Annotated in this window: 20 protein-coding genes; 9 read left to right on the top strand and 11 right to left on the bottom strand. The window is 70.5% G+C overall.

The genetic code is table 11. The features are described from left to right. Positions 1–743: 743 nt before the first annotated feature. Complete coding sequence (locus BM362_RS23980; protein WP_067587488.1) at positions 744–1,727, bottom strand: S1 family peptidase; 984 nt, start codon at positions 1,725–1,727, stop codon at positions 744–746. Between the two features lie 713 nt (positions 1,728–2,440). Between BM362_RS23980 and BM362_RS23975 the strand changes: the two genes are divergently transcribed. Beyond that, a complete protein-coding gene (locus tag BM362_RS23975; RefSeq protein ID WP_143132469.1) occupies positions 2,441–3,037 on the top strand; it encodes a hypothetical protein in 597 nt (198 codons plus the stop codon). Between the two features lie 681 nt (positions 3,038–3,718). Here BM362_RS23975 and BM362_RS23965 read toward each other — a convergent pair. Then, complete coding sequence (locus BM362_RS23965; protein ID WP_244287259.1) at positions 3,719–6,580, bottom strand: ATP-binding protein; 2,862 nt, start codon at positions 6,578–6,580, stop codon at positions 3,719–3,721. Between the two features lie 259 nt (positions 6,581–6,839). Between BM362_RS23965 and BM362_RS23960 the strand changes: the two genes are divergently transcribed. Continuing rightward, a complete protein-coding gene (locus BM362_RS23960) occupies positions 6,840–8,375 on the top strand; it encodes a S8 family serine peptidase (protein ID WP_093574607.1) in 1,536 nt (511 codons plus the stop codon). Between the two features lie 50 nt (positions 8,376–8,425). Here the strand turns inward: BM362_RS23960 and BM362_RS23955 are convergent, their stop codons facing one another. Continuing rightward, positions 8,426–9,904, bottom strand: a complete 1,479-nt coding sequence (locus BM362_RS23955; protein WP_244287258.1) for a trypsin-like serine protease — start codon at positions 9,902–9,904, stop codon at positions 8,426–8,428. Between the two features lie 952 nt (positions 9,905–10,856). Between BM362_RS23955 and BM362_RS23950 the strand changes: the two genes are divergently transcribed. Continuing rightward, entirely contained in the window at positions 10,857–11,381 is a 525-nt protein-coding gene (locus tag BM362_RS23950) for a hypothetical protein (protein WP_244287257.1), read from the top strand. 122 nt (positions 11,382–11,503) lie between these two features. Here BM362_RS23950 and BM362_RS23945 read toward each other — a convergent pair whose 3' ends face one another. Both BM362_RS23945 and BM362_RS23940 read right to left on the bottom strand, forming a co-directional pair. Then, the gene (locus BM362_RS23945) at positions 11,504–13,294 is read right to left on the bottom strand and encodes a dihydroxy-acid dehydratase domain-containing protein (protein ID WP_232791818.1); all 1,791 of its coding nucleotides are present in this window, start codon (positions 13,292–13,294) and stop codon (positions 11,504–11,506) included. A gap of 215 nt (positions 13,295–13,509) precedes the next feature. Then, complete coding sequence (locus BM362_RS23940) at positions 13,510–14,691, bottom strand: cytochrome P450 (RefSeq protein ID WP_093574606.1); 1,182 nt, start codon at positions 14,689–14,691, stop codon at positions 13,510–13,512. A 169-nt stretch (positions 14,692–14,860) separates the two neighbouring features. On the opposite strand from BM362_RS23940, the gene BM362_RS23935 reads away from it, so the two are divergent. From BM362_RS23935 to BM362_RS23925, 3 genes are all read left to right on the top strand, one after another. After that, positions 14,861–15,550: a GbsR/MarR family transcriptional regulator gene (locus tag BM362_RS23935; RefSeq protein WP_067587810.1), complete on the top strand. Its 690-nt coding sequence runs from the start codon at positions 14,861–14,863 to the stop codon at positions 15,548–15,550. A gap of 459 nt (positions 15,551–16,009) precedes the next feature. Further along, complete coding sequence (locus BM362_RS49240) at positions 16,010–16,333, top strand: hypothetical protein (protein WP_244287256.1); 324 nt, start codon at positions 16,010–16,012, stop codon at positions 16,331–16,333. A 389-nt stretch (positions 16,334–16,722) separates the two neighbouring features. Further along, positions 16,723–17,907, top strand: a complete 1,185-nt coding sequence (locus BM362_RS23925) for an epoxide hydrolase family protein (RefSeq protein ID WP_208865317.1) — start codon at positions 16,723–16,725, stop codon at positions 17,905–17,907. 11 nt (positions 17,908–17,918) lie between these two features. Here BM362_RS23925 and BM362_RS23920 read toward each other — a convergent pair whose 3' ends face one another. Beyond that, positions 17,919–18,809, bottom strand: a complete 891-nt coding sequence (locus tag BM362_RS23920) for an AraC family transcriptional regulator (protein ID WP_093574782.1) — start codon at positions 18,807–18,809, stop codon at positions 17,919–17,921. A gap of 38 nt (positions 18,810–18,847) precedes the next feature. Here BM362_RS23920 and BM362_RS23915 point away from each other — a divergent pair, with 38 nt between their 5' ends. Continuing rightward, positions 18,848–19,258 carry a nuclear transport factor 2 family protein gene (locus BM362_RS23915; RefSeq protein WP_067587471.1) on the top strand — a complete coding sequence of 137 codons (411 nt, stop codon included), beginning with the start codon at positions 18,848–18,850 and terminating at the stop codon, positions 19,256–19,258. A 3-nt stretch (positions 19,259–19,261) separates the two neighbouring features. Here BM362_RS23915 and BM362_RS23910 read toward each other — a convergent pair whose 3' ends face one another. From BM362_RS23910 to BM362_RS23890, 5 genes are all read right to left on the bottom strand, one after another. Then, on the bottom strand, positions 19,262–19,732 hold the full coding sequence (locus BM362_RS23910) for a hypothetical protein (RefSeq protein ID WP_143132468.1): 471 nt from the start codon (positions 19,730–19,732) through the stop codon (positions 19,262–19,264). Between the two features lie 276 nt (positions 19,733–20,008). Next, entirely contained in the window at positions 20,009–20,434 is a 426-nt protein-coding gene (locus tag BM362_RS23905) for a hypothetical protein (protein WP_093574603.1), read from the bottom strand. A 446-nt stretch (positions 20,435–20,880) separates the two neighbouring features. Further along, a complete protein-coding gene (locus BM362_RS49235) occupies positions 20,881–21,129 on the bottom strand; it encodes a hypothetical protein (RefSeq protein ID WP_244287255.1) in 249 nt (82 codons plus the stop codon). 2 nt (positions 21,130–21,131) lie between these two features. Continuing rightward, the gene (locus BM362_RS23895; protein WP_244287254.1) at positions 21,132–21,584 is read right to left on the bottom strand and encodes a hypothetical protein; all 453 of its coding nucleotides are present in this window, start codon (positions 21,582–21,584) and stop codon (positions 21,132–21,134) included. After that, positions 21,581–22,228 (bottom strand): TetR/AcrR family transcriptional regulator, encoded by a 648-nt coding sequence (locus tag BM362_RS23890; protein WP_093574602.1) that lies wholly within the window; start codon positions 22,226–22,228, stop codon positions 21,581–21,583. Before BM362_RS23890 ends, BM362_RS23895 begins: the two co-directional genes overlap by 4 nt. A 100-nt stretch (positions 22,229–22,328) precedes the next feature. Between BM362_RS23890 and BM362_RS23885 the strand changes: the two genes are divergently transcribed. Both BM362_RS23885 and BM362_RS23880 read left to right on the top strand, forming a co-directional pair. Beyond that, entirely contained in the window at positions 22,329–23,765 is a 1,437-nt protein-coding gene (locus BM362_RS23885) for an FAD-dependent monooxygenase (protein WP_167545406.1), read from the top strand. Next, a complete protein-coding gene (locus tag BM362_RS23880) occupies positions 23,762–24,082 on the top strand; it encodes a RidA family protein (protein ID WP_093574600.1) in 321 nt (106 codons plus the stop codon). The genes BM362_RS23885 and BM362_RS23880 overlap by 4 nt, the downstream gene beginning before the upstream one ends. The last annotated feature ends 120 nt before the right edge of the window (positions 24,083–24,202 follow it).

The following is a 24,202-nucleotide window of genomic DNA, read 5'->3' as shown; positions in this document are numbered from 1 at the left end:
CAGCGAGGATAGAAATCCAATTTTGGACCTGCAAGTCCAGAACGACGGCGGAAGCCGTCGGGTAGGTCACGGAATGAACCGCCGCCGCGAGAGAACCGCCCCGACGACCGAGAAACCGCTCGGCCTCGGGCGCGCCATCTCGCGCACTGACCGGCCTCACTGCCGAGATGGTCGGGCAGAAGGAAGGACTGGGCAAGCGGGTCGGACGCAAGCGCGCACTGGACGAGCGGCGCGCCTCGTGTTTGGCCGCTCAAGAACGTACGGCGGCGAAAATCGTCGAAGAAACCGACCGATGCGGCGAAGGCCCAGACCCGAGCCGCCGAGTTCGCGGTGAACGTCGCAACTCAAGCAGCGAAGCGAGCCGAGGGCGAGGAACGTCGAGCCGCCGGCCGTGTCCTCTTCGTGGCAAGCCGGAATTCGACGACCGCACGCGGCGCGTGTCACGAGCCGAGGAGGCGATCAAGCAGCGGAACTCCGCAGAAGCCTTCCTCGCCGTCTGCGCCCGGGACCAACCGGGCTTCGCGGCCCCCGAAGCCGCATACGCCGCATGGCGGGAAGCACGCGCGGTTCTCGAATCCGGTGCCCCGGCACTCGAAATCGAAGCGCTCGCCCGGTTCGACGGCTGCCGATCGCGCGGGACCGCATCAGGTATCCAGGCGACGGCACTGGCCTTCCTTGTCACGACACACGAGTGCGGCCGCCGGGAGGGACCTGCTCCGGCCCCTCCCGACAGCGCCCGAGGGTCAGGACTTGGGCAGCGTCACGCCGTACCTCTTCGCCGACAGCGTGGCCGGGAAGAAGCACGAGGTCTGGGTGTCTCCGCCGGAGAGGGTGCCGAGGCCCTTGCCCCCGTCGTAGGCCGGACCGCCGGAGTCTCCGTGGTCGGAGTGCGCGGTCGTGCAGAACTCGTGGTAGACCGTGTAGCCCTCCGCTTCGAAGGTGTAGTCGACCTTGGTGACCTTGCCCGACGTCACGCCGGAGGTGATCCCGGCGCGCTTCATCTGCTCGCCCACCGTCGCGTCGGCGAACTCGGTGATCTTGGTGCCGTCGTTGATCTCGCTCGGTCCCTCGCCCGAAGCGTTCTCCACGAGCATGTTGTCTTCGTCGGGGAACACCGCGTCGACGGTCTTGCCGTCATTCCACGGACCGCCGCCGCCGAGTTTCTCGCAGTGGCCGGCGGAAAGGAGCAGCTTCTTGCCGTCCTTCTCCACGTTGAACCCGTTGGAACAGGACGCTTGGCCGTTGCTGATCTGGTCGCCGCCCTTGATGAACAACGACATGGCGCCGGGATGGTGTTCGACGCGGACCATGTCGCCGTGCTGGCGGGCGGTCTCCAGCAGCGCGTCCTTCTCCGCCTTCGGGGTGGCGTCGTAGACGTCGACGACGACCTGGTTGCGGGCGAGATCGAGGCCCCAGCCGGCGCTGGGCACACCGCCGGTGGCGTCCAGCTGCTGTTTCACCGAGCCGAGCTGGCCCAGGCTGTACTTCACCACCCTCGCGTTCAGGCCGGAAGCGCGCACCTTGGCCGCGTCGGCGTTGTTCAGCACGGTGACGACCGAAGCGCCACTGTCGTCGAGGTAGTGCCCGCCGGTGGCGGAACCGAGGCTGTTCATGACCGCGGCCGGTGTCGCCGCCGCGGACGCGGCGGGCACGGTGGTCATGGCGAGGGCCAGCGCGCCGAACGAGCCGACGGCGAGAGCGCTCAGCCTGAAACGTGTCGATCGCATGTGTTTCCTCCTGCGCGGAACGGGAGAGAAAGGACGTGCACCGGATGGGGAGTCCGCATCCGGGCCTCCGGATCCGGTGCCGGGCTCGGCTAGCTGCGGAGGCATCCCCTCCCTGGGGCGTCGGGTGACCGGACCGCGGCCATCGGCGGTCCGGGCCGTCTCGTCGTCGAAACGGAACGTGATCAACCTCAGGTTCGTGATTCTCGAACAGATTCGGGCAAGGGCGACACCGACGAAGGTAGGTTCACGTTTGTCGCAATCCCGCACCCGGACGGCGCAGCGGCGGTGCCGGACGCGGCGCGCCCAGCCCGGCCGGCCGGGCTGGCCGTGTGTCCACTTGGGACGAACGTTTCCGAGTCCGGCAGCGGTGTCGCCGAGCACGACACCACCGTCGCCGAAGGCCCGGAACTACCCGTCGACGCTGCCGGAGCACCCGTCGCGCTCCGAACCCGAATATCGAAAGCGTCGATGCGACAGAAATCAGCGGCGAAATCGCCGCCCGCGAAGTCCTGGAGCCACCATCACGGCGAGTTCGCCCTGCCAGGACGAGCTTCGGCGCAGGCGGCGGAGCGCACTGGGCCGTTCGGGCCCTGCTGCCGCAGGCATTTCTGCCGTGGCGGACGCGGCCGGGAGTCGGCGACCCTGCCCTTGTCATGTTCGACAGGGCTTGAGAAAGGACAGCGCTGGTGCGCCGGACAACGAGATGGTGTGCCGTGGCGGCTATGGTCGCGACCACGACACTGACCGGAGTGACGGCCGCTTCGGCCGCGGACACGATGAACTGGGTCTACCGGGCGTACGGCTCGACCGTGGACAAGGCGGTGGCGGCCGTCCAAGCGTTGAAGGCGACATACGGCGGAACCCGCTGCGCTGGCGTCTCCGCCGGAGGAACCCCGATCGGATTCGGCTACGAGGCAGGCATGTCGTGCCAGATCCCCACGTTCAGCACCCAGAACATGCTCTACTGGAGCTTCGGAGCCAGCGGCAACACCGCGGACTCCGCGGAAGCCGCCGCACTCGAGATCGCCCGCAAGTCCGGCGGGCCCGGCACCACGATGTGCTCCGCGTTCGGCGACTCGATCACCGTCGACGGCGGCTTCGTGATGTCCATCAGGTGCTACGTGCCCAAGATCGACGTCGACCAGTACCTGCTCTGGCCTTACCTCGGCGCGGGCACCACCATCGACTCGGCGATGAACTCCGCGGTCGCCGGCATCGGCTCCGGCGACCGCTTCTGCACCGGCGGCCGAGCCACCCCCACCCAGGACGGCAACTGGAAGACCGGGATCCAGTGCTACACGCCGAAATAGCCCGCCCATGACGCCGCCCGCCGCGCCGGTTCTTCCGGATAGCGGCGGCCGCCGCGGTCCCGGGCGCCGGGGCCTGGCGATCAACTCGATCAGCGACTGCCCGTACGGCACGGTCTGGCTGTCCTACGACCTCAACGCGTCCGACGCGCACCCCGTTCATCCCCGGCTGCGGCAAGTTCGAGCTTCCGCCGACGCCGGCACCGAGCGACGGCCGTTTGCTGGCGTGTTGTGGTCAGGGTTGCTCCGGCCTGGCCACAACACTTCGCTTCCGCGATGATCCGCGCACTTGTATCGGGGAACCACGATGCTGCCGAACGACACCCGAGAAACGACGCCGGGAGACCGTTGTCGCGAACCGCCGGCACCGCACGTCATCACCGGCCCTGGACTGCGACGAGCCGCAAGGCCGCGGCCAGAGCGGTGCCGGGGTGTCGAACGGGGCGATACCTGAACAGCTCGACGGCCGGTTTTCTTTTTCGGGTCGAACCGCGGGCCAAGAGCCTCGTGGTGCCGAACTGGCAGCACCTGGGACTCGGCACGACGACGGTTTCGCACTATGCCGCAAGCTCCCCGAGCACGGGGACACCCGGCGCGCGGACTGACCGCACTTGATCAGCGAGAACCGGGCGTGGAGCACTTCGCGGCCCCGACCGGAGCCCGCCGGTCGTCGCGTCTGGCGATTCACCGGACGGCAGCAGCCAGCTCCCCGCGCGAGGTGAGCTTGAGTTTCCGCAGCACGCTGGCAACATGCTGCTCCACCGTACGGCGGGAAAGGAACAGCACCTCGGCGATCTCCCGATTCGTATGCCCGTCCGCCAGAAGCCGCGCGACGTCCTGCTCGCGCGGTGACAGTTCGTTGCCGTAACCCCGTCTGCCGCGCCGAGACGGGGTTATGGCTCCAGTCGCGCGGTGGGTGTGGCGGCAGCGGGCGGCGGCCCGGGTCGCGCCTAGGCGGGCGAATTCCTCTGCCAGGGCCGGGAAAGCCTCGGCGGCCCCCGGTTCGCCCATCGTCAGCTTGCTGCGCGCGAGCTGTTCTCTGGCCAAAGCAGCCGGATACGGGGCGGGCAGCCGGTCGTAGCCGTCGCTTGCTTCGCGGAGGAACTTCGCTGCGCGCGCGTGGTCGTGACGATGCGCGGAAAGGACGCCGTGGCAAAAGAGCAGCGAGACGGCCGCCAGCGGTGCGTCGAGGTCGCGGATCTTCTGTACGGCCTCGGCGACCAGCGCGGCGGCGGCTCCGATGCGGCCGATGCGGCAGTACGACTCGACGGCGACCGGCAGCAGCTCGCCGGACCAGGACCAGGCTCCTTTGGCGCGCAACAGTTCCAGCCCGAGGTCCGCGCGGGCCACGGCAGCCTCGTCGTCGGAGTGCGACAGCAGCATGCCCGCGATTCCGGCGTGCGCGGCGAGCACCACGGGGGTCACCGCGTTCTCCGGTTCGTCGGGGCCGACCGCGGCGAAATGGGCGGTGGCCCGGTCCCATTCCCCCCTCGCGGTCGCCAGCAGTCCCAGCACCAGGGAAAGCTCGCCGCTCATCGGCAGCAGTTGCCGGTATTCGGCCAGCAGCGAGCGGGCCTTCTCGTCGAGCCCGTTCCAGCGGCCGGTGAGCCAGTCGGTGTGGACGCCGGTGGAGCGTGCGATGCCGATCAGGTACGGCGCGCCGCAGTTCGAGGCGAGTTCGATCGCGCTGCGCACCATGCTGCCCGCGCGCCGGTGGTGGCCGATCCACGCGCACGCGTCGGCGACGTTGGCGTGCAACCGGGCCAGCTGGCGTTGCTGTTCGGCCGACGAGACCGCGGTCGGGACGGCGTCCATCGCCGCCAGCGCGCCGGGGTCGCCGATCTGGAGCCGGGACGGGAGGCAGTTCGCCAGGAGGGTCAGCACGAGGGTGCGATCGGTCGTGTTCGCGACGACCTCGTCCACCCGGGCGAGCCAGCGCAGGTGCTCGGCGACCGGGGTGGCCCCGAACCACGGCTGGCCCAGCACCGCTATGCCGCGGCCGGCGAGATCGGGCCGGTGGCCGAGCTCGTGCACGGCGAGCTCGATCTGGGTGCGGGCCGCCTCGATGCCGCCGGCCTGGCGGATCAGCAGCAGCCCGCGGCTGAGCCGGATCTGCCCGCGGTGCGTGCGGGACAGCCGGTCGTCGGACAGCAGCCGTTCCAGCGCGCCCGCCACCTCGTGCTGGGCGGTGCCGTAGTTCGCCAGCTCGCTCAGCTTCACCGCCATCCGGTCCACATCGGAGGAATCGAGTCCCGGTTCCGACAGCAGGGTGCAGAGCAGTTCGGTCGCGGTCGAGAGATCGCCGGCCGAGGTCGCGGCGTCCGCGGCGGCCTCTCCGTAGCGCCGCGCGTCGGCTATCGCGCCTGCCTTTCGGCTGTGCTGGGCCAATCGCGCCAGCGGCACGGGATTCTGTCGGCAGAGCACGGAAACCGCGCGCCGGTGCAGTTCTTGCCGATGGGGGCCGGGGATGGCGTCGTACACCGCCTGTCGCGCGAGCGTGTGCCGGAAGCCGTAGTGGAAATCCGCCAGTTCGACCAGTGCGTGCCGTTCGAGCGCGAGTACGAGCGCTTGTCTGGCCCGCGGTGGCGGCAGCCCCGCCACCGCGCCGAGGAGTTGCGCGGATGCGGGCGCGCCGAATACTGCGGCGGTCTCGGTGATCCGTCTCGCGGGTGCCGGAAGACCGGAAAGCTGTTCGAGCGCGGCTTCGCGGAGCCGCGCGGGCACAGCGACGCTGTCGAGGACACGGCGCGCGGTCATGCGGTCGGCGTGCGCGGCGGATTGCGCGTCCAGCGTGCGCACGGTTTCCTCGATGACGAACGGAATGCCGGCGGTGCGCTCGTGCACCAGCGCGGCGAACTCGGCGGACACGCTGCCGCCGAGCAGTTCGCCGGCGAGCAGCCGAGTCTGTTCGGCGTCGAGGGGACGCAGTTCCAGCACCAGATTCGTCACGCCGGCCGCGGGCCGGAAGGCGCTGCCGAGCGGGACGCCGCCCGGGGCCTCCGCTCTGCGGCAGGTCAGCAGCAGGCTGGTGTCCCTCGGCGGCTCGGCCAGGAGAAACCGCAGCAGCCGGCGCGACCCGTCGTCGCACCAGTGCAGGTCTTCGACCACCAGCAGCACCGGTCCGAGCGCGTCGAGGACTTCGCGGACCGCGCGGAAGAGCCGGTGCTGGTCGGCTCGGCGATCGCCCAGCGAGGCCGGGGTCGGGGGAAGGTGCGCGCCGAGTTCGGGCAAATACGGGCGGAGCGCACCGGTGACGCCGTTGAGCGGTCGCGCGTCGGGCAGGTACCGGTCGGCGTCGCGCAGCGCTTCGAGCACCGCGCCGTGCGGGAACGGCTCGCGCATCGCCTGCCCGCCCCCGGCGAGGACCCGGCGCCCGGTCAGCTCGCGGTGCCGGAGCAATTCCGTGACCAGCCGGGTCTTTCCGACGCCCGCCTCGCCCTCGACCAGCACGACCGACGGCGGCCGGGTGCTGGCCGCGACCAGCGAGCGCAGTTCCTCGGCCCGGCCGACGAGCACGGTGGCGCCCGCCGCGGCGTCGTCGCGCACCATGGCCTCCCGATCCCGGAAAAAGCGGCACAGCACCCAAACCATCCTTCTCGTGTGAACGGAGTTTAGGTCGCGCCGCGTGCGCACGGAACCCGCGCGGCCGGTTACCGGACTTTCGTAGGACCGGCGGCCGCGGGCCAATAGTTACGTAGTCCTACGGACCGCAGCCTCGCTTGTTCGGACCGGGCGGGCAGCCGAAGAGTGGTGGCTCTGTGGCTCTCCGTCACAGGAAATCGAGAAGTTTCGGGGTGAGTTCCAGATGCGCGGAAAGGCAACGACGGCTTTGGCGCTCGCCGTGTTCGGCGCGGCGGCGCTGGGCACGGCGGGCGTGGCACAGGCGGCCGAAGGCACCGTGGTAGCGGCGAAACACCACTATGGCGACCAATACATCGTGGCGCTCAAGGACGCTTACGGCGGGCAATCCTCGGCGGCTTCGCTCACGCAGCGTTACGGCGGCGAAGTCCGCTCGACTTACTCGGTCGCGCTCCGCGGGTTCTCCGTGCGCGGGATGACCGACCGGCAGGCGCGCCGGCTCGCCGCCGATCCGGCCGTGCGCACCGTCTACGAGGACGGCACCGCCAGGATCGCCGGCAGCCAGCAGAACCCGACCTGGGGCCTCGACCGGATCGACCAGAAAAACCTGCCGCTCGACCACGCGTACGCCTACCCCAACACCGGAGAAGGCGTCACCGCCTACGACCTCGACACCGGGATCAAGCCGGACAACCCGGAGTACGAGGGTCGCGCGAGCGTCGGCAAGGACTTCGTCGGCGGCGACGGCATCGACTGCAACGGGCACGGTTCGCACACCGCGGGCACGATCGGCAGCAAGACCTACGGCGTGGCGAAGAAGGCGAAGATCGTCGCGCTCAAGGTGCTCGGCAACGACTGTTCCGGCAACGGCCCGGACTCCGCGGCGGTGGACGCGATCGAGTGGGTCACCGCGAACGCGGCCAAGCCCGCCGTGGCGAACATGAGCCTGACCATGGACCAGGTCGGGGCCGGCGACGACGCGATCAAGAAGTCCATCGCTTCCGGCGTGGTCTACTCCGTCGCCGCCGGGAACTCCTCGACCGACGCGTGCGGCACCAGCCCGGCCCGCGTGCCGGAGGCGATCACGGTGAACGCCTCCGACGAGAACGACAACCGGGCGTCGTTCTCGAACTACGGTTCCTGCACCGACATTTTCGCGCCCGGCAACAACATCACGTCCCTCGGGCTGTCCAGCGGCAGCACCGCGAACATGAGCGGGACGTCGATGGCCACGCCGCACGTCACCGGCGCGGCAGCGCTCTACCTCGCCGCCAGCCCGGGCGCCACCGCGCAGCAGACGCAAGACGCCCTGGTGTCCGGCGCGGTCGGCGGCGTGATCAAGAACGCGGGCAGCGGTTCGCCGAACAAACTGCTGAATGTCTCCTTCATCGGCGGCACCGGGCCCGCCCCGAAGTGCGGCGTCAAGTCGAACACCACGCCGGTGGCCATTCCGGACGCCGGCGCCGCGGTGACCAGTTCGGTGACCCAGGACAGCTGCGACGGCAAGGCCTCGGCGACCCTCCCGGTGAAGGTGGACATCGCCCACACCTACACCGCGGACCTCGCGGCAGACCTCGTCGGCCCGAGCGGAAAGGTGTACTCGCTGCGCAAGTCCGGCGGGATCGGCGAGGCGGCCGGCGTGCACACCACCTACACCGTGGACGCCTCCGCGGAAGCGGCGAACGGAACGTGGAAGCTGAGCGTCAAGGACGTGAACCGGTTCGACACCGGTTCGATCGAGGGATTCTCGATCACCTTCTGACCCGGGGAGACGGTGCGCCGCGGTCCGGCTGGCCGCGGCGCACCGTGCGGTCACCGGACGGTGAGGGTGTAGGTGGCGCTGCCGCTCTTGCCGTTTCCGTCGGTGGCGGTGACGGTGATCGGGTAGGTGCCCGCCTGGAAGGGCGCGACCACCTGCATCGTCGAGCTGCCGCCGGAGGAAACGGCCTGCGGGTTGAAGAACGGGGCGATCGGCAGCCCGGAACCGGAGGCGGACAGCTTGAGCGAGCCCGTCCCGCCGGTCGCCGACACGGTCACGCTGCTGAACGAACCCGCTCCGGCCGAGCCGCTTCCGGGCGTCACGGCGACCTTGACGTCATCGGCCGGGGCGCCCGTGCCGACGGTGAGCGTGAGCTTCAGGGTGGCGGTGTCCGTGGCGCCCTTGCCGGAAATCGTGACCGGGTAAGAGCCTTCGGGGGTGCTGGCCGCGGTTTCGATGGTCAGCTTGGCGGTGCCGCCCGAAGTGATGCCGGCGGGCTGGAAGGTCGCTTTCGCGCCGCTGGGGAGCCCGGACGCGGTGAGATCGACCTTTTCGGCGCCGTTCTCGCCTGCCTGGCTGGTGACCGTGGCCGAGATGTACTTGCCCGGGTCGACCTGGACCGAACCCGGGCTGACGCCGAGGGAGAAGCTGTCGTTGCCGACGTTCCCGATCTGCTCGGCGACCCAGTCGCCCATGTCGTTGTTGAGCCTGCCGTAGACGCTGTACCACTTGAAGTCGCTGCGGCTCCACGAAGCGACGCCGACCACCTTGCCGTCCACGATCAGCGGGCCGCCGCTGTCGCCGGGCAGGATCGTCGGGTCGCCGTTGGAGTAGCCGGCGCAGATCATCGTGGCGTCCTGGAAACCGGCCCCGACGCCCTGGCAGTTCGAGCCCTCGCGGATCGGCAGCGTCGCTTTGTCGACGGTGACGTCCCGCGAGTCGTCGTTGAAGTCCTTCTTGCCGTAGCCGACGCCGACGCCGTTCTTGCCGGGCTGGTTGAGCTCGGTGTCCGCGGAGGTGGCCACCTTGGCGTACTGGCCGTTCGGCACCGGGATGTCCGCGTCCGTGGTGACGATCGCGACGTCGTAGCCCTGGTCGAAGTTCACGTATTTGGGGTGGGTCTCGTAACTGACGACGCCGAGCCGGGTGCCGCCGCCCGCGTTCAGGTCGTCGAGGCCGTACAGGAACGTCTTCTTGCCCTCGGAGGCCTTGCAGTGCGCCGCGATGAGGATCTTGCGCGGCGCGACGACCGAGCCGGTGCAGGTCTGGCCCTGCGGACGCGGGCCGCCCTCGCGCAGCCCGGCGATGATGAACGGGAACTCCGCGACCGAACTGTCCTGCCCGTGGTAGAACTGCGGCCGCATGGCGGGCGGGATGTGCGTGTCTCCGGTCGGGGCCACCGCGGCGGCGTTCGGAGCCGGGTGTGCCGGTTGTGCCGGTTGTGCCGCTTGGGCCGTGCCGTCGAGCAGCGGTGCGGAGAGGACGGCCAGCCCGGCGGCCAGCAAGCCCAGTGTCCGGTGGGGTCTCTTCACAGCGGTTTCCTTTCCTAGGACTGGAAAGTCACCTTCCGGTGCCCGGCCGCGCGGTCGCAATCCGGGAACCGGACCGTAGGGGTACGGATCTATCTCCGCTCCGGCCGCTCGAAGCACGGGGTCGTGAAGCACTCCGCCGCAGCGGTTCGGTGTTCCGGAATGCGAGGAATATTCCCGCGGACCCTCGATTCCGCTCTGCCGAGCCTCAGCAATCCGCAAGTTTCCCGCCGCCGGCCCCGGACCGGCCTAGAGTGGCGGCATCGGACCATGAGGGAGAACAGCGGGCCAACGGGGGGAATCATGCTGGAAGCATTCGTCATCCTGGGTGGGGTCGTCATCGTTCTGCTCGCAGCGGGGCTGATCTCGGCCTCGAAGGATATCGGCCGCAGGGGGCAGCCGAGCGCCGCGGGCCGCCGGGGCAAGCGGGACGGGGGCGGCTCCCAGCGCGGCTACCTGAGGTCCAGGACCGGCGGCCGCGAACGGAAATCGCGAAAACGAGGGGGTGTGCGGCGCACTCGCGTCATTCCCTCCCGGCGCGGACGATCGCCGGGGACGGGCGAACACGACCTCGCGGCCGCCGGGCAGCCGCACCAGCCGGTGGAGGCCGGGCCGTCGTGCCGGGAACCGAAAGCGATCATGATCGGGTCTTCGGTTGCCGGCGAGCGGAAGGAGACTGCAATCGGCCGGGAAAGAGACTGTCACGACACGAAAAGCGCCGCGTTCATGCGATCGGCTGGGCGTTTTTCACCATGCCGAGATCCATTGTTGCGCATGGGGGTCATCGTGAGATCGCTCGGTTCCGCCGTCCCGGTAATCAATGGGGAAACGTCCTCCGGGTCCGGTCGGTTGCCGGACATCTCGGTGCGCCGGGAACGACGGCCCGTGAGATTGGGTCCGGTACGAGGGGAATCAGACGCACCAGGGTTTTGTCCTGTCCATCGGCCGGGCGGCCGTGGCGATCGCCGCTGTCGCCGGACTGGCGGCGTGTTCGTCGGAGACCGCCGCGCACGCCGAGGTGTTCGGTGCGGCCGGGTATCGCGGCATCGCCACCGGGAAGCTCGCCAGCGCGCCGGTGTCCGCGCTGGAGGGCTGCACGGTCCTGAGCTGGCAGGGCGGTCCTGCGCCGGACCAGGCCAGGCTGGCGGCCGACTCCGCGCTGGCGAGTGCCGGCCTGGCGGGCAAGCGGGAGGAGCGCGACAAGGCGTTCGCCGCGGCAGGCGGCGCGTCGTTCGGCAAGAACGGCTTGCACGAGCTGGGCGCGCCGCCCGACGCCAGGACCGCGGAGGGCATCGGCGTCGGATCGCCGCTGGCCGACCTGCACAAGGCGTACGACGCGCGCGGTCTGAAGCTCGGCGCGGCCGGGCGGTTCGAGCCGCCCGTCGCGGAGAAGCCGGGCTGGCGCTTCGAGTTCACTCCCGCGGCCGACGGCACGGTCGGCGGAGTGGCGATCTCCGACGGCGTCGTGAAATGCCGGTGACGTCCCGCGCGCTTTTGAGTCCATAGTGGAGGGATGAAGGCCTCCTCGCCGCCCTGGGCGAGGAGACCTTCGCTTTCACACCGCGGGGCTGCTCCCCCGCCGCCCCCTCGTATTCGGCCGGATCAGGAAACGACCTCCGCCATCCCCGCCCCGTCGATCGCGGAGGCGGCGAGTGCGCGCATGCGGCGGAGCAGGCGGGACGTCACCGGGCGGACCAGCGGGTGGACGCCGCCGTTCGCCTCGGCGGCCTGGTGCCACTTCGCCAGGCGAGCCTGCCGGACGCCGGGGTCGGCCAGTTCGGCGCACTCGAGGGTGTCGGTGTTCAGGTCGACGGTGATCGTGTCGCCGTCTTCGACGAGGGCGATGGGTCCGCCGAGCGCGGCCTCCGGGCCGACGTGCCCGATGACCAGGCCGACCGATCCTCCGGAGAACCGCGCGTCGGTCATCAGCGCGACGGAGATGCCTTTCCGCCGGCACAGCGCGGTGATGCGGGAGGTCGGGTCGAGCATTTCGGGCATGCCCGGAGCGCCCCTGGGCCCTTCGTAGCGGATGACGACCATGTCCCGGTCCGCGAACTCGTCCGGCGTCTCGACGAGCGCCCGCAGCAGAGCCTGCTCGCTGTCGAAAACCCGCGCCCGTCCCTCGAACCGTCCGTCGACGACACCGGTCTCGACCCCGGCCAGCTTGATCACCGCACCGCCGTCGGGGGCGAGGTTGCCCGACAGCAGCCGCAGGCCGCCCGTGGGCTTGAACGGCTCGGTGACAGGGAAGACCACCCGCCGGTCCGGGGCGGGCGGGGCGAGCCGTTCGACCTGCTCGGCGAGCGTCTCTCCGGTGCAGGTCAGGGCGGAGCCGTCGAGCAGGTCGTGCCGGAGCAGTTCCGCCACCACCGCCTGGAGGCCGCCGGCCTCGTCGATGTCCACCATGCTGTACTGCCCGAACGGCCGGGCGTCGACGAGCACCGGGACGGTCCGGGAGAGCCGGTTGAACTCCTGCTGCGTCATGACCTCGGACCAGAAGTCGAGGCCGGCCGCGCGGGCGATCTCCGGCGCGTGCAGGACCACGTTCGTCGAGCCGCCCAGCGCGATCGCCACGACGGCGGCGTTGCGGAACGCGACCGGGGCGGCCAGCCGCCGCGGCGTGATCCCCCGCTGCGTCATGATTTCCAGGCAGTCCACGATCTGTCCGGGGAATTCCCCGGTCCGGCGCGGATCCTCGGACGCGGGCGACACCATGTGCAGCGGCTCCAGCCCCAGCACGGCGATGAAGGACTGCATCGTGTTGTAGGTGAAGATCCCGCCGCAGCTGCCGTGCCCGGGACACGCGTTGCGCGCCCACCGCTCGCGTTTGGCCGCGTCCGGGTCCCCGGCGACCTGGAAGCAGCTGACCAGGTCGATCCTTTCCCCGGTCTCGGGGTCCGTGCCCGGCCGGATGGACCCGTCGGACACCACCACCGCGGGCACGTCGCGCTCCAGGATCGCCGCCGTGGCCCCGACCGGAGGCTTGTCGCAGGCCACCACGGCGACGGCTCCCCGGATCTCGCTGCCCTCGAAATGCAGCGACAGCCCGTCGTTCGCCGTCTCGCGGCCGATCAGCGAGTACCGCATCTGCGGCGTGCCGTTGCGCTGGCCGTCCGAGATCCCGCCCGAGTAGTTCGGGGCCAGCAGCCGGACGGGCAGGTCGCGCTCGCGGATCCGGCGCGCCAGTGCTTCGTGGATCGCCTCGACTTTGTCCGTGACGCCGAGGTAGCAGACGCTGTCGCCCAAGGTGCCCACGACGCCCCAGGCGTCCCCGTGGATCTTGTCCACGTCCTGGCCCAGCGAGCGGGCCGTGGCCACCGCCTGGCAGTCCTGGCCCGGACGCCACGGATCCCGGCGGCTCGACTCGTCCATCAGCGCTCCCGTCGTCGACACGATCGTCACCATCGTCGCAGATCCGGCCGGGCTCGCAGCCCGGGCGAGGCGGGGCAGGCCGGGCGTGCCTCGCCTGCGCGGCGGGGAAGCCCGGTCGGCCCGGCTCGACCGGGCGAACCGGATCAGTCGAGCGGGCCGGGACCGGAGACGATGACGATGCGGCCCGCCCCTTGTGCGCGCATCCCGGGCAGGACCGAGCACCCTTTCGCCACAGGTCAGGCCTCCCACGCGACGGGCAGCTGGTGCACGCCGTAGATGAGCATGTCGGTGCGCATCGCGATCTCCGAAACAGGCACGGCAAGGCGCAGCGACGGGAACCGGGTCAGCAGAGCGGGCAGGGCGACCCGCAGCTGGACGCGGGCGAGTTGCTGCCCGAGGCACTGGTGGATGCCGTGGCCGAAGGCGACGTGCCCGCTCGGCTTGCGGCGCAGGTCGAGGTCGTCCGGTGCGGGAAAGTGCGCGGGGTCGTGGTTGGCGGCGGGCAGCGAGATGGTGACCGACTCGCCCGCGCGCACCTGTTCGCCGGCGAGTTCGACGTCTTCCAGCGCGGTGCGCACGGTGAACGGGATGATGCTCAGGTAGCGCAGCAGTTCTTCGACCGCGTTGCCGGCCAGCTCAGGATCGGCGCGCAGCAGCGCGAGCTGGCCGGGATGTTCGAGCAGGGCGAAGACGCCCAGTGCGAGCATGTTCGTGGTGGTGTCCAGGCCCGCGCCCAGCAAGGTGAAGCCGATGTTGACCAGTTCGGTGTCGGTGAGATCGCTGCCGGTCAGGTCGCTGAGCAGGTCGTCGGCGGGGGCTTTTCGCTTGGCTGCCACCAGTTCGCCGATGACGCCGTGGACCGCGGCGTAGGCCGCGCGGGTGTGCTCGGGAGTGCTGTCCAGCCGGAACAGGGTGAGCGCCTGCTGCTGGAACCGGTCCCGCTCGGCGTAGGGAACCCCGAGCAGTTCGCAGATCGTCTGCGCCGGCAGCGGCCGCGCCAGGGCCGGGACCACATCCGCCGGGCTGCCGCGCTCGGCCATGGCGTCCAGGCATCCGTCCGCGACGGCCTGGATCCGCTCGGTCAGCCGGCGCATCCGGCGGACGGTGAACTGGCCGGCGAGCAGCCGCCGGTAGCGGGTGTGCTCGGGTGCGTCCATGCTGGCGAACATGCCCGGCGGCGCAGGCTGATCGCCGGCGGGAGCACCGGAGATCGGCAGGTGCCGCACTTCGGCTCGCGCGCTGAACCGGCGGTCGGCCAGTACCTCGCGGGCCAGGGCGTGCCCGGTCACCAGCCATCCGGCGTGGCCGTCCGGGTAGTCCAACCGGCTGAGCGGACTCTTCTCGCGCAGTTCGGCCAGCCCGCGCGGCGGGTCGAACGGCAGGCCGGCCGGACGCTCGACCGGCAGTGTGCTGGTCATCGCCAGCTCCCTTCCCGTGAACCTCTTGCGGGAAACAGTAGGACGATGTTTTAGTGAGCCGCAAACACAGAATCTGCATATACGCAGGCAGAAGCCCTGCTATCGATGCATTGGCCTGAAGATGAATGCACCGGACGGGCTCTGGGACAAGCAAGGCGGAGACGATCTGATGCCATCCGGCAGGTTGAGCTACCCGGAACGACTGCGCGTCGCGGCCGGGGTGGCGGACGGACTGAGCTACGCCGAGATCGGCCGCAGGCTGGGCAGGTCGAAGTCGACGGTGATCCGCGAGGTCGCCCGCAACGGCGGGGCACACGGCTACCGGGCCGACCGAGCCGAGCAGGCCGCCCGGCTGCGGGCGCGGCGCCGGGCCCCCGCCGCGCCGCCGGTCCCCCCTCCCCGGGCCGCGGCCGATCCGCAGACCCGAAGCGACTTCGAGACGCGGTTCGCGCGGATGGCCGCCCAGACCGGGATGCCGTCGATGATGGCACGGGTTCTGATCTGCCTGTTCACCGCCGAGTCGGGCAGCCGGACGGCGGCCGAACTCGCCGCCCGGCTGCGCGTCAGCCCGGCATCGGTCTCCAAGGCGGTGGGCTGGCTCGAAGAACGGGGCATGCTGCGCCGCGAGCGGAACGGCCGCCGCGAGCATTACCTGATCGAGGACGACGTGTGGCAGCAGGCATGGCTGGCCAGCATGGAAGGCATCGCCCAGTGGGCAGGCTTCACCCGCCAAGGCGCCGAACTGTTCGGCGGGGACACCGTGGTCGGCGCCCGGCTGCTCGCGACCAGTCACTGGCTTCAGCACATCCGGCAGGACATGATCGAGGCCGCCGAACAGTGGCGGCAGGCCGCGCCGTGACGACGGCGGTCAGCCCTTGACCTCAAGTCGAGGAGAGATACCAGAGTGGCCGCACGACCGTTTGGCTGTGCCGAACGTGCGGGGTCGAACACCCGGACACCGAAAAGCCGCCCGCCGGGATCTGCCGGATCCGCGCGGACGAACGACAATACGTCCGCGCCTCCGGGCAGGGGCGGACCACGATGGACGAACTGGCGGCCCTCCCGCACGAACTGGTCCGCGAAGAACCGGAACCGGGAATCCACCGCCCGCATCGCGAACCGGAGTCCGGCATCGGCCGGCGGACCTGCCTGGTCCGGACCGAAGCAGGCACCCTGCTGCGGGATCCGCCCAACGCTCTCGACCGGCCGCTGCTCGACAAGCTCGCCGAACTCGGCGGAGCAGCGGCGATCGTGGCCAGCCACCCGCACCTGCAGGGCTCGCAGGCGGCCCTGAGCCGCCGTCTCGGGAACGTCCCCAGTGCTGGTGCATTCCGCGGACCGGCAATGGGTGCAGCGAGAAGACCCGGTGATCCGCGAATGGCACGGCACCGAAGGGATCCTGCCCGGGATCACCCTGGTCGAAGCGGGCGGCATTTCCCGGCTCCGCCGTCGCGCACATCGCGACGGAGAAGGGCGCGCCGCTCGTCGGCGACACCATCGTGCCGGTCGCCGCGCCAGGCTGGGTGACGTTCATGCGCAGCTGCCCAACCAGATCCCGCTTTCCGCCGGGCTCGTGCTTACGCGTTCGACCGCGCAGCGCCACATCGACTGGGTCGACGGCATGAACGACCATCTCGGATGACTGCGTTACGACGTCTCTTCCGCCGGTCGCGGAAACCTTTCCGATTTGCTTAGCCGCGAAGGTCAATAGCGCGTCAAAAGCGTCCGCTCCCGGGCACCTGCCCTTGGGTGATCCGGTAACCGCCGTCCAGCAGAATGAAATTGTCCCGGGGGGCCACGAGCGCGACCGGGCCGAGCCATCAGGAGAACGTTCGGCTGAGCAGTGCTTAGTCGAGCTGGAAAAGCAGCTCGTTACACCTTCTGGCACCCCGGTTAAAGGGAAAAAAGCGAAAAGATACTTGCGCACCGGGTGGGCCGCCGACACGTGCAGCTGCCGCACAGCAATTACTGACTCGCACACAGCAATCTCGAACGTTGAGGCAGGCCCCGCCCGGTCCTACGGTTCGGTGCGTGGCTGACTTTTCTGCGGGCGAGACGCCCGTCCCCGAACGCTTCGCCGTTCGCGTCGACGACGCGGACCTCGCCGATCTGCGGGCCAGGCTGGACCAGGTCCGGCTGCCCGAGCACGAGACCGTGCCGGACGCGTCCCAGGGAATCCAGCTGGCGCGGCTGTCGACCCTGCTGACGGCTTGGCGCGAGCACGACTGGCCCGCGCGGCAGGAGCGGTGGAACGCCGTCCCCCACTACCGGATCGTTCTCGACGGCTTGGGGATCGCCTTCTGGCACGTGCGTTCCCCCGAGCCGCACGCGCTCCCGCTGGTGCTGACGCACGGCTGGCCCGGTTCGGTTCTCGAGTTCGAGGACGTCATCGGCCCGCTGAGCGATCCGGTCGCGCACGGCGGTTCCGCGCGCGACGCCTTCCACCTGGTGATTCCCGCGCTGCCGGGATTCGGGTTCAGCGACCGGCCGCGGGAGCGGGGATGGCATCCCGGCCGTACCGCACGGGCGTGGGCGCAGTTGATGACCGTGCTCGGCTATCCGCGATTCGGCGCGCACGGCGGGGATTGGGGCGCGTTCGTGAGCACCGAACTCGCGCGCCTCGTGCCCGAGCGCGTCGCGGGCCTGCACCTGACGATGCCGATCGCCTCGCCCGTGCCCGACGACCTGCTCGCGCCCAGCCCCGCCGAACAACGCGTCCTGGACCGGCGAAACCTGCACCTCGCCGACGGCTACGGCTTCGGGATGCAAATGAGCACCCGGCCGCAGACCCTGGGCTATTCGCTGCTCGACTCGCCCGCCGGGCTGGCCGCGTGGCTGGGCGAGAAATTCGCCGCCTACTCCGATACCCGGCCCGAATCCGGCGGCGGGGTAAGCATTTCGCAGCAGATCGACACCATCGCCCTGTACTGGCTGACCGGCACCGGCGCGTCCTCTTCGCGCTGGTACTGGGAGGCGATGCGCTGGGTGGCCCGCGGCGCGGAAGCGGAGAACGCGCAGCCGGTGACCGTGCCGACCGCCTGCTCGATCTTCCCGGCCGACCCCTGGCCGGCCGTCCGCCGCTGGGCCGAACGCCGCTACCTCGACCTGCGCTCCTGGCACGAACTCGACCGCGGCGGCCACTTCCCCGGGCTGGAGCAGCCCGACCTGCTGGTGTCCGAGATCCGGGAAGCGTTCCGGCAGCAGCGCAAGCCCTGATGCCGGGGCCGTCAGGAATCGCGGTACGCCGAAGGCCGCGTCCCGGTGTGCCGCAGGAAGGCCGTCGACAGCGCGGCCGGAGTGGCGAACCCGCAGCGCACCGCGATCTGGGCGATGGTCAGCTCGGTGCCGCGCAGCAGCCGTTTCGCCTCGTCGATCCGCAACCGGGTCAGATACCGGTACGGCGTCTCCCCGGTCGCTTCCTTGAACACCCGGACCAGGTGGTAGACGCTCAGGTGAACCTCCCCGGCGAGGTCGGCCAGGGCGACCGGCTCGGCGAGCCGCTCGCGCATCGCCGCGACGACCGTCCGGACCCTCGCGTTCTCCCGCCTCGGCACCGCCTCAGCGGATCGTTGCGTGTGCCGGGTGAGCAGCTGCATCGTCAGGAACGCCGCCGCGGACTCGGCATACAGATCGCCGTCCCCGCCCGCGCCGCCGACGGCCCGGATGATCTCCTCGACCAGCGGATCCCCCGCCGTCAACGACGCGGCCATCGCGTCGAAGTCCACCGCGGCGCCGCCCAGCTGCGCGGCCGTCGCGTCGACGGTGTCCCGCGGAATGTGGACCTGCACGCTGTCCAACACGCCCGTTGCCCGGTAACGCCGTACAGCGGGCTGATCCGGAAGCATCAGCTCGACGCGCCCGGGCCTCCACGGAGTGCGCCCCCATCGGCCGCCCCGGCGCGTCTCCATCGCCGCGGTTCTCCCGACCGGCAACACCAAATGCAGATCCGCCGCGGCGGGCAACGCCATTTCCTCGGCGACGGGGACGTGCTCGAACCGCTGCACGAGCAGGGACTCCCAGCCGGCGTCCGCCCAGCTGCAATACGTGCGCCGGACGTAGCGCTCCATGGCGAACCCGGCGTAGGGCTGGAGATCCAGCCGCGTGGAGTCGAACACCATGGTTCCCAGGCTAGCGACGATCGACACCAGGAGGTTCGATGACCACCGACCATCCCGCGCGCACCGCCAGCCAGGCCTTGCACGCCGCCGTGCGGAGGCGGGACAAGCAAGCCTGGCTGGCGCTGTTCGCCGCGGACGCCCTCGTGGAGGATCCGGTCGGCCCTTCGCATTTCGACCCGGAAGGCAACGGACATCGCGGCCGCGACGCCATTTCGGCGTTCTGGGACCGGGCGATCGCGCCCAACGACTCGATCGAGTTCCTCTTCGACGACTCGTTCGCCTGCGGGGACGAGGTCGCCTTCACCGGCCACGTCCGCAGCGAGAACGGCGGGCAGGTGCTGGAGGCCGAAGGGGTGTTCGTCTACCGGGTCGACGAGGCGGGGAAGATCCTAGCGGTGCGCGCCTTTTGGGAGATCGAGCGCACCATGCGGACGATGCGGCCCGCGTGAGCCCTATGCGCGACGCGAGAAGGGGAAGCGGGTCCGCCGGCACGACAGCCAGTACAACGCGTGCGGGGTCCCGGCGAGCAAACCGCAACCGGCAATGCACAGGCCGGTCACGAAAATCGGGTGAGGATCGGTGCTGCGGTCGCGTCCGCCGGCGAAGACGAGAGCTGCCCAGCTCAGCACGAGCGCCCCGACCGTGACCAGGCCGGCCGCGGCCGCAGTCAAGCGCCGGAGACGCTTCTCCCAGGTCGGCAGACGAGCGTCGGGGCGCCCCTCGCGCCTCCGGACCCGCAGCGCGGCCACCGCTGTCGCCACGCCGAGCAGCAGACCCGCCGCGGTCGCAGCCAGGCCGAAGAGGAGGGCTCCTCCGGCGCCGATATTGGCGCCGCTGCTGGGCGGCGCGGCGATGAGCATGACGAATCCCGTGCTCAGCAGCACGGCCCCGGCAACGAGGATCCAGATCGTGACGAACGTCAAGGTCTTGACATTGGTTCTCGCGGTGCTGACAGCGGTACTCATGGTTCCTTCCGGCTGAATGACGCCTCCGCTCGGCGACCCGGCCGCCGGTGCACGGCCCCGGCTTCGCCTCGCAGTCCCCCTCCTGATCACCCAGCCGCACGTCGCTCGCATCGAGCGAAACGCATGAACAACTGATTTCAGGCAAACGCATCCTATCCGGTCACGGCCAGCCGGACGGGGTTCCGCGGCGGCGTCGCCAAACGGTTACCAGCGACAGCGGGCCGCGCGCCCTTCTCAGCCGACGCGCGGCGCGGGGATCGCGAACCCGTCCCCGGACCGGTTGCCGCGGTAGCGGGCCACGACGACCCGGACCCCGTTGCGGAACGCGTCGGGCGCCGCGGCGAGCACCGTGCTGCGCGGCACCGGATGCGGAACGTCGAGCCCGGTCATCGGCCGGGCGAGGCCGATTCCGCGGACGGTCCACCGCAGCTGCCCGTCTTTGCCCCGATCGGTGAACTCCAGCGAAACCGGGCGCAAGGCGGCCACGCGCACCAGCCCGCTGTCCGGCCCGGTCGGGATCAGCACGTCGCCCGTGTCGAGAAGAAGGCAGACGCGATCGACCGGCTGCAGCCCGTCGATCGCGACAATCCCGTGACGGCCCCGTTCGGGTGACCGGAGCAGCCGGACGCATTCGCGATGCGTCAGCTCCGCCTCGTCCATCGCCCGGCTCCTCCCCGGCGCCCGGTGGGCCCAGGATCCCGATTCCGCCTCGCGGAGCGCAAGAGGCCCACCGCCGGAGGGCACTTCCTCCCGGGCCGCAAGGCCTTCGCTCTCCGGAGCGGCGCATTTCCCGCTGTCGCTGAACTATTCGCCGGAAAACTCGATCACGCCAGCCGTGTTCACCGGGTCGTGGGACAGGTCAAGGCGACATCGCCGAAATCGATTCACGGTGGCTTCGCCCTTCCACCGACGTGCTGGACGTCAGGCGTTACCCCGGATCCCGGTACCAGCGGCGATGGACCATCGGCTCCACAGCCAGCACGATGACCGCGGCGGCTCACGACCGCCGGCCTCGCCAGCGTGAACGGTCCGAGCCCGATCAGGATCACGAACGTGCTCCCCCCGCATCGGCGGCAGCGAAACCACCACGACCACCGCGAACGGGGTCAGCACCTGGCGCCCGCGACGGCCAGTTCGGCGTAGCGGGCGCCGGGATCCGCCGAGGACGCCAAAGCCGGCGCGCTCAGCAACGCCGGAAAGCCGAGGTCCGCGGCGCCGCTCACCAGGCCCCGGCGGGAGGCCCTCAGGTAGCAGGGACTCTTGCGGATCCGGGCGTTGCGGCCGGTCGCGGCCTGGAAACCGGCTAGGGCGGCGTCGAGGAGCGCGAGTGTGCCCAGCGCTAGCGGAACCAGCACGGTCATCTCGCTGGGGCCAGCCCACGGGCCCGGCGTCCTAGCGCGCGAAGGACCTCGCCGGTCAACGGCGGGCCGAGGCCGACGACCGGACGCATCGCCGCGCAGAGCGGGTCGGTGTACCTGGTCGCTTCGAAGAAAAACGTCGCCATTCCCGCAGCTTGCGCGGCCGACAGCAGCACGGTGTCGCTGTGGGCACGCCGCGCGGAGGCGACGCCGTCGTGTCGTCCCAGCGGTTCCCGCATCCGGGCCCGATGGAACAGCCAGGCGCCGAATGGCGCCAGCCGGGTCGCGGCGAGGTCGTAGTGGACGAACGCCTCCGTGCCGGCGCGGTCTTGGGCGCGCAGACGGCCGACGCCGACAGGCAGGTCCGGACCGCACTGGACCGCCACCCGTTCCTCAAGCCGGACACACAACGCGCCGGAACCGTCGACCGCGCAGGGAAACCCAGCCGTCAAGGCAAATCCGCAGTGAGCAGACGCAGACCCTGCTCGAACAGTTCGGTCAAGTCCGCCCCGGTCAGATGGTCCTGAGCCTCCGCGAGATGCGGATAATCCCCGTCCTCGATCGCCTCGCGCAGACGGCCGACGCCGACAGGCAGGTCCGGGCCTGCCTGGATCGCCGCCTGTTCCTCCAGGACGTGGCCTGTCGCGAAGTGCAGGACCAGCAGCGCGGTTTTCATCGCCGCTGCGGCGTCGAGCCCGGTCTCGCGCAAGGCACCGTTGAGGGATTCGGCGAAGCCCAGGGTGTTCGGCCCGATGGCGTGCGTGCCCGCGTACACCCGCGCACCGTCGCGATAGGACAGCAGCGCGGTGCGCAGACCTCTCACGAAGGCCAGTACCCGTTCGCGCGGATCGGCGATTCCGTCGGCCGCGGCGCGACAGCCGCTCAGCATCTCCTCGGCCATGGCGGTCAGCAAGGCCGTTTTGGTCGGGAAGTAGCCGTAAAGCGTCCCCACTTGGACGCCGACTGCGCTGGCCAGCTTCCGCATGGTGAGCGCGTCGAGGCCCTCTTCGTCGAGCAGCCGGAGCGCGGCGGCGGTGACGTGGGCCCGGTCGGCAGCGGGCGGGCGTCCTCGGGTGCGGGGCTGGTGCGCGGTCATGTCGAGGTGAGCCTACCAGCGTGTTTGACAGCTTCGCGCTTCCTCAGGACACTAGCGGAAGGTTTAAATGAACGTTGTTCGGAAAATAGTGGAGGCGGTTGTGGACACCGAGGTCGTGATCAGCGGGGCGGGCCCGACGGGGCTGCTGCTCGGCGCCGAACTGGCGCTGGCCGGAGTGCGGGTCCGGATCCTGGAACGGCAGAAGGCGCGGCACGGGCAGTCCCGCGCGCTCACGCTGCACCCGCGCAGCATCGAGATCCTCGAACTGCGCGGCATCGCCGAGCGGTTTCTCGCCCAGGGCCGCACCGTTCCGAGCTGGCATTTCGCCGGCCTGTCGCGGAAACTCGACTTCTCCGCGCTGGACACTCGCCACGGCTACACCCTGTTCCTGGAGCAGACGCGGACCGAGCGACTGCTCGAAGAGCGCGCACGGGAACTCGGCGTCGAAATCTCCTACGGACACGAAGTCGTGTCGCTGGCTCAGGACGACGACGGGGTCGCTGTCGCGGGCGTCGGGCCGGACGGGGACTTCCGGCTTCGCGCCGCGTATCTCGTGGGCTGCGACGGCGGCCGGAGCAAGGTCCGGGAGTCCGCCGGCATCGGTTTCCCGGGCTCGGACGACACGATGAGTTCGATGCTCGGCGACTTCGCCGTCGTCGACCAGGAGGCGATCGCCGCGGCCGGGCGCATTCCCCTGCTGATCGCCCCGCTTTCCGGAGGACTGACCCGCATCGTGGTCACCAGCCCGGAGCGGATGCGTGTCCCGGCAACGGAACCCGTGACCTTCGAGGAGTTCCGCGCAACGCTGGTGCAGCTGACGGGCACGTCCTTCGGCATCGCTGAGCCGCGCTGGCTCTCGCGGTTCGGCAACGCCACGCGAGTGGCCGAGAATTACCGGTCCGGCCGCGTTTTCCTCGCGGGCGACGCGGCGCACATCCACTTCCCGGCGGCGGGCCAGGGCCTCAACACCGGCTTGCAGGACGCGATGAACCTCGGCTGGAAACTCGCCGCCGAGCTCAACGGCTGGGCGCCGCCGGGCCTGCTCGGCACCTACCACGCGGAGCGTTTCCCGGTGGGGCACCTGGTCGCCGGCAACACCCAGGCTCAGACACTGCTGCTGGAACTCACCCTGGTCCCCGATTACCGGCGCCCGGTCGCCGCGCTGCGCGGGCTGCTGGATTCGCTGCTCGAAATCCCCGAGGTCAACGCCCGGCTGGCCGGTCTGGTTTCCGCACTGTCGACGTCCTATCCGGCGCCGGACGGCGACCCGCTCGTCGGCACCCGCATGCTCGGGCCGCAAGGCCCGAATCTGGTGCACAGCGGCACCTTCGGCTATTTCGGAGACGGCGCGGAGCAGGTCGCCGAGGGCTGGAAAGACCGGATCACCGTGGCCGGCGCCAAACCCGGGGACCTCAGCGAACTTCTCCTCCGGCCGGACGGTCACATCGCGTGGGTCCGCCGCGAAACCGATCCTCCGGATGCGGCACGCCGGGAAGCCGCGATCACCGCCTGGGCCGGAGCGGCGGCGCGGGGATGACCGCGTACCTGGAGCCCACCGGACTCCACCGCGTTCCCGGCGCCTTCACCCCGGTCGTGCGCGTCGGCGACCTCGTTTTCCTTGCCGGGCAAGTCGCTCGGGACGAGCACGGGAACCTGTGCGGCGAGGACCACCCGACCCGGATGCGGCGCCTCGACGTCGCGCTCGCCGCCGTCGGCTGCGGACGCGCGGACGTCGTCGTCCTTGTCGGCCACAGGTACGGCGGAATGGCCGTCGCCGGTGTCGCGGACGCGCATCCGAAGCGGCCTCGCTCGACGCTTTCCTTCCCTCGCCCGGCGAATCCGCGTTCGACCTGATGCCAGTGCGGCGTCGGCTGTTCACCGAGGCGGCGCGGTCCCATGACTCGTCGGGCCGGACCGTACCCGCCACCCACGAAGAACCCTTGCCGCCGTCTTCGGGCACGCGACCGCCTAGCC

It is taken from the genome of Amycolatopsis rubida (assembly GCF_900115345.1).
Classification (GTDB): Bacteria; Actinomycetota; Actinomycetes; order Mycobacteriales; family Pseudonocardiaceae; genus Amycolatopsis; species Amycolatopsis rubida.
This window is presented reverse-complemented; position numbering and strand designations above follow the sequence as displayed.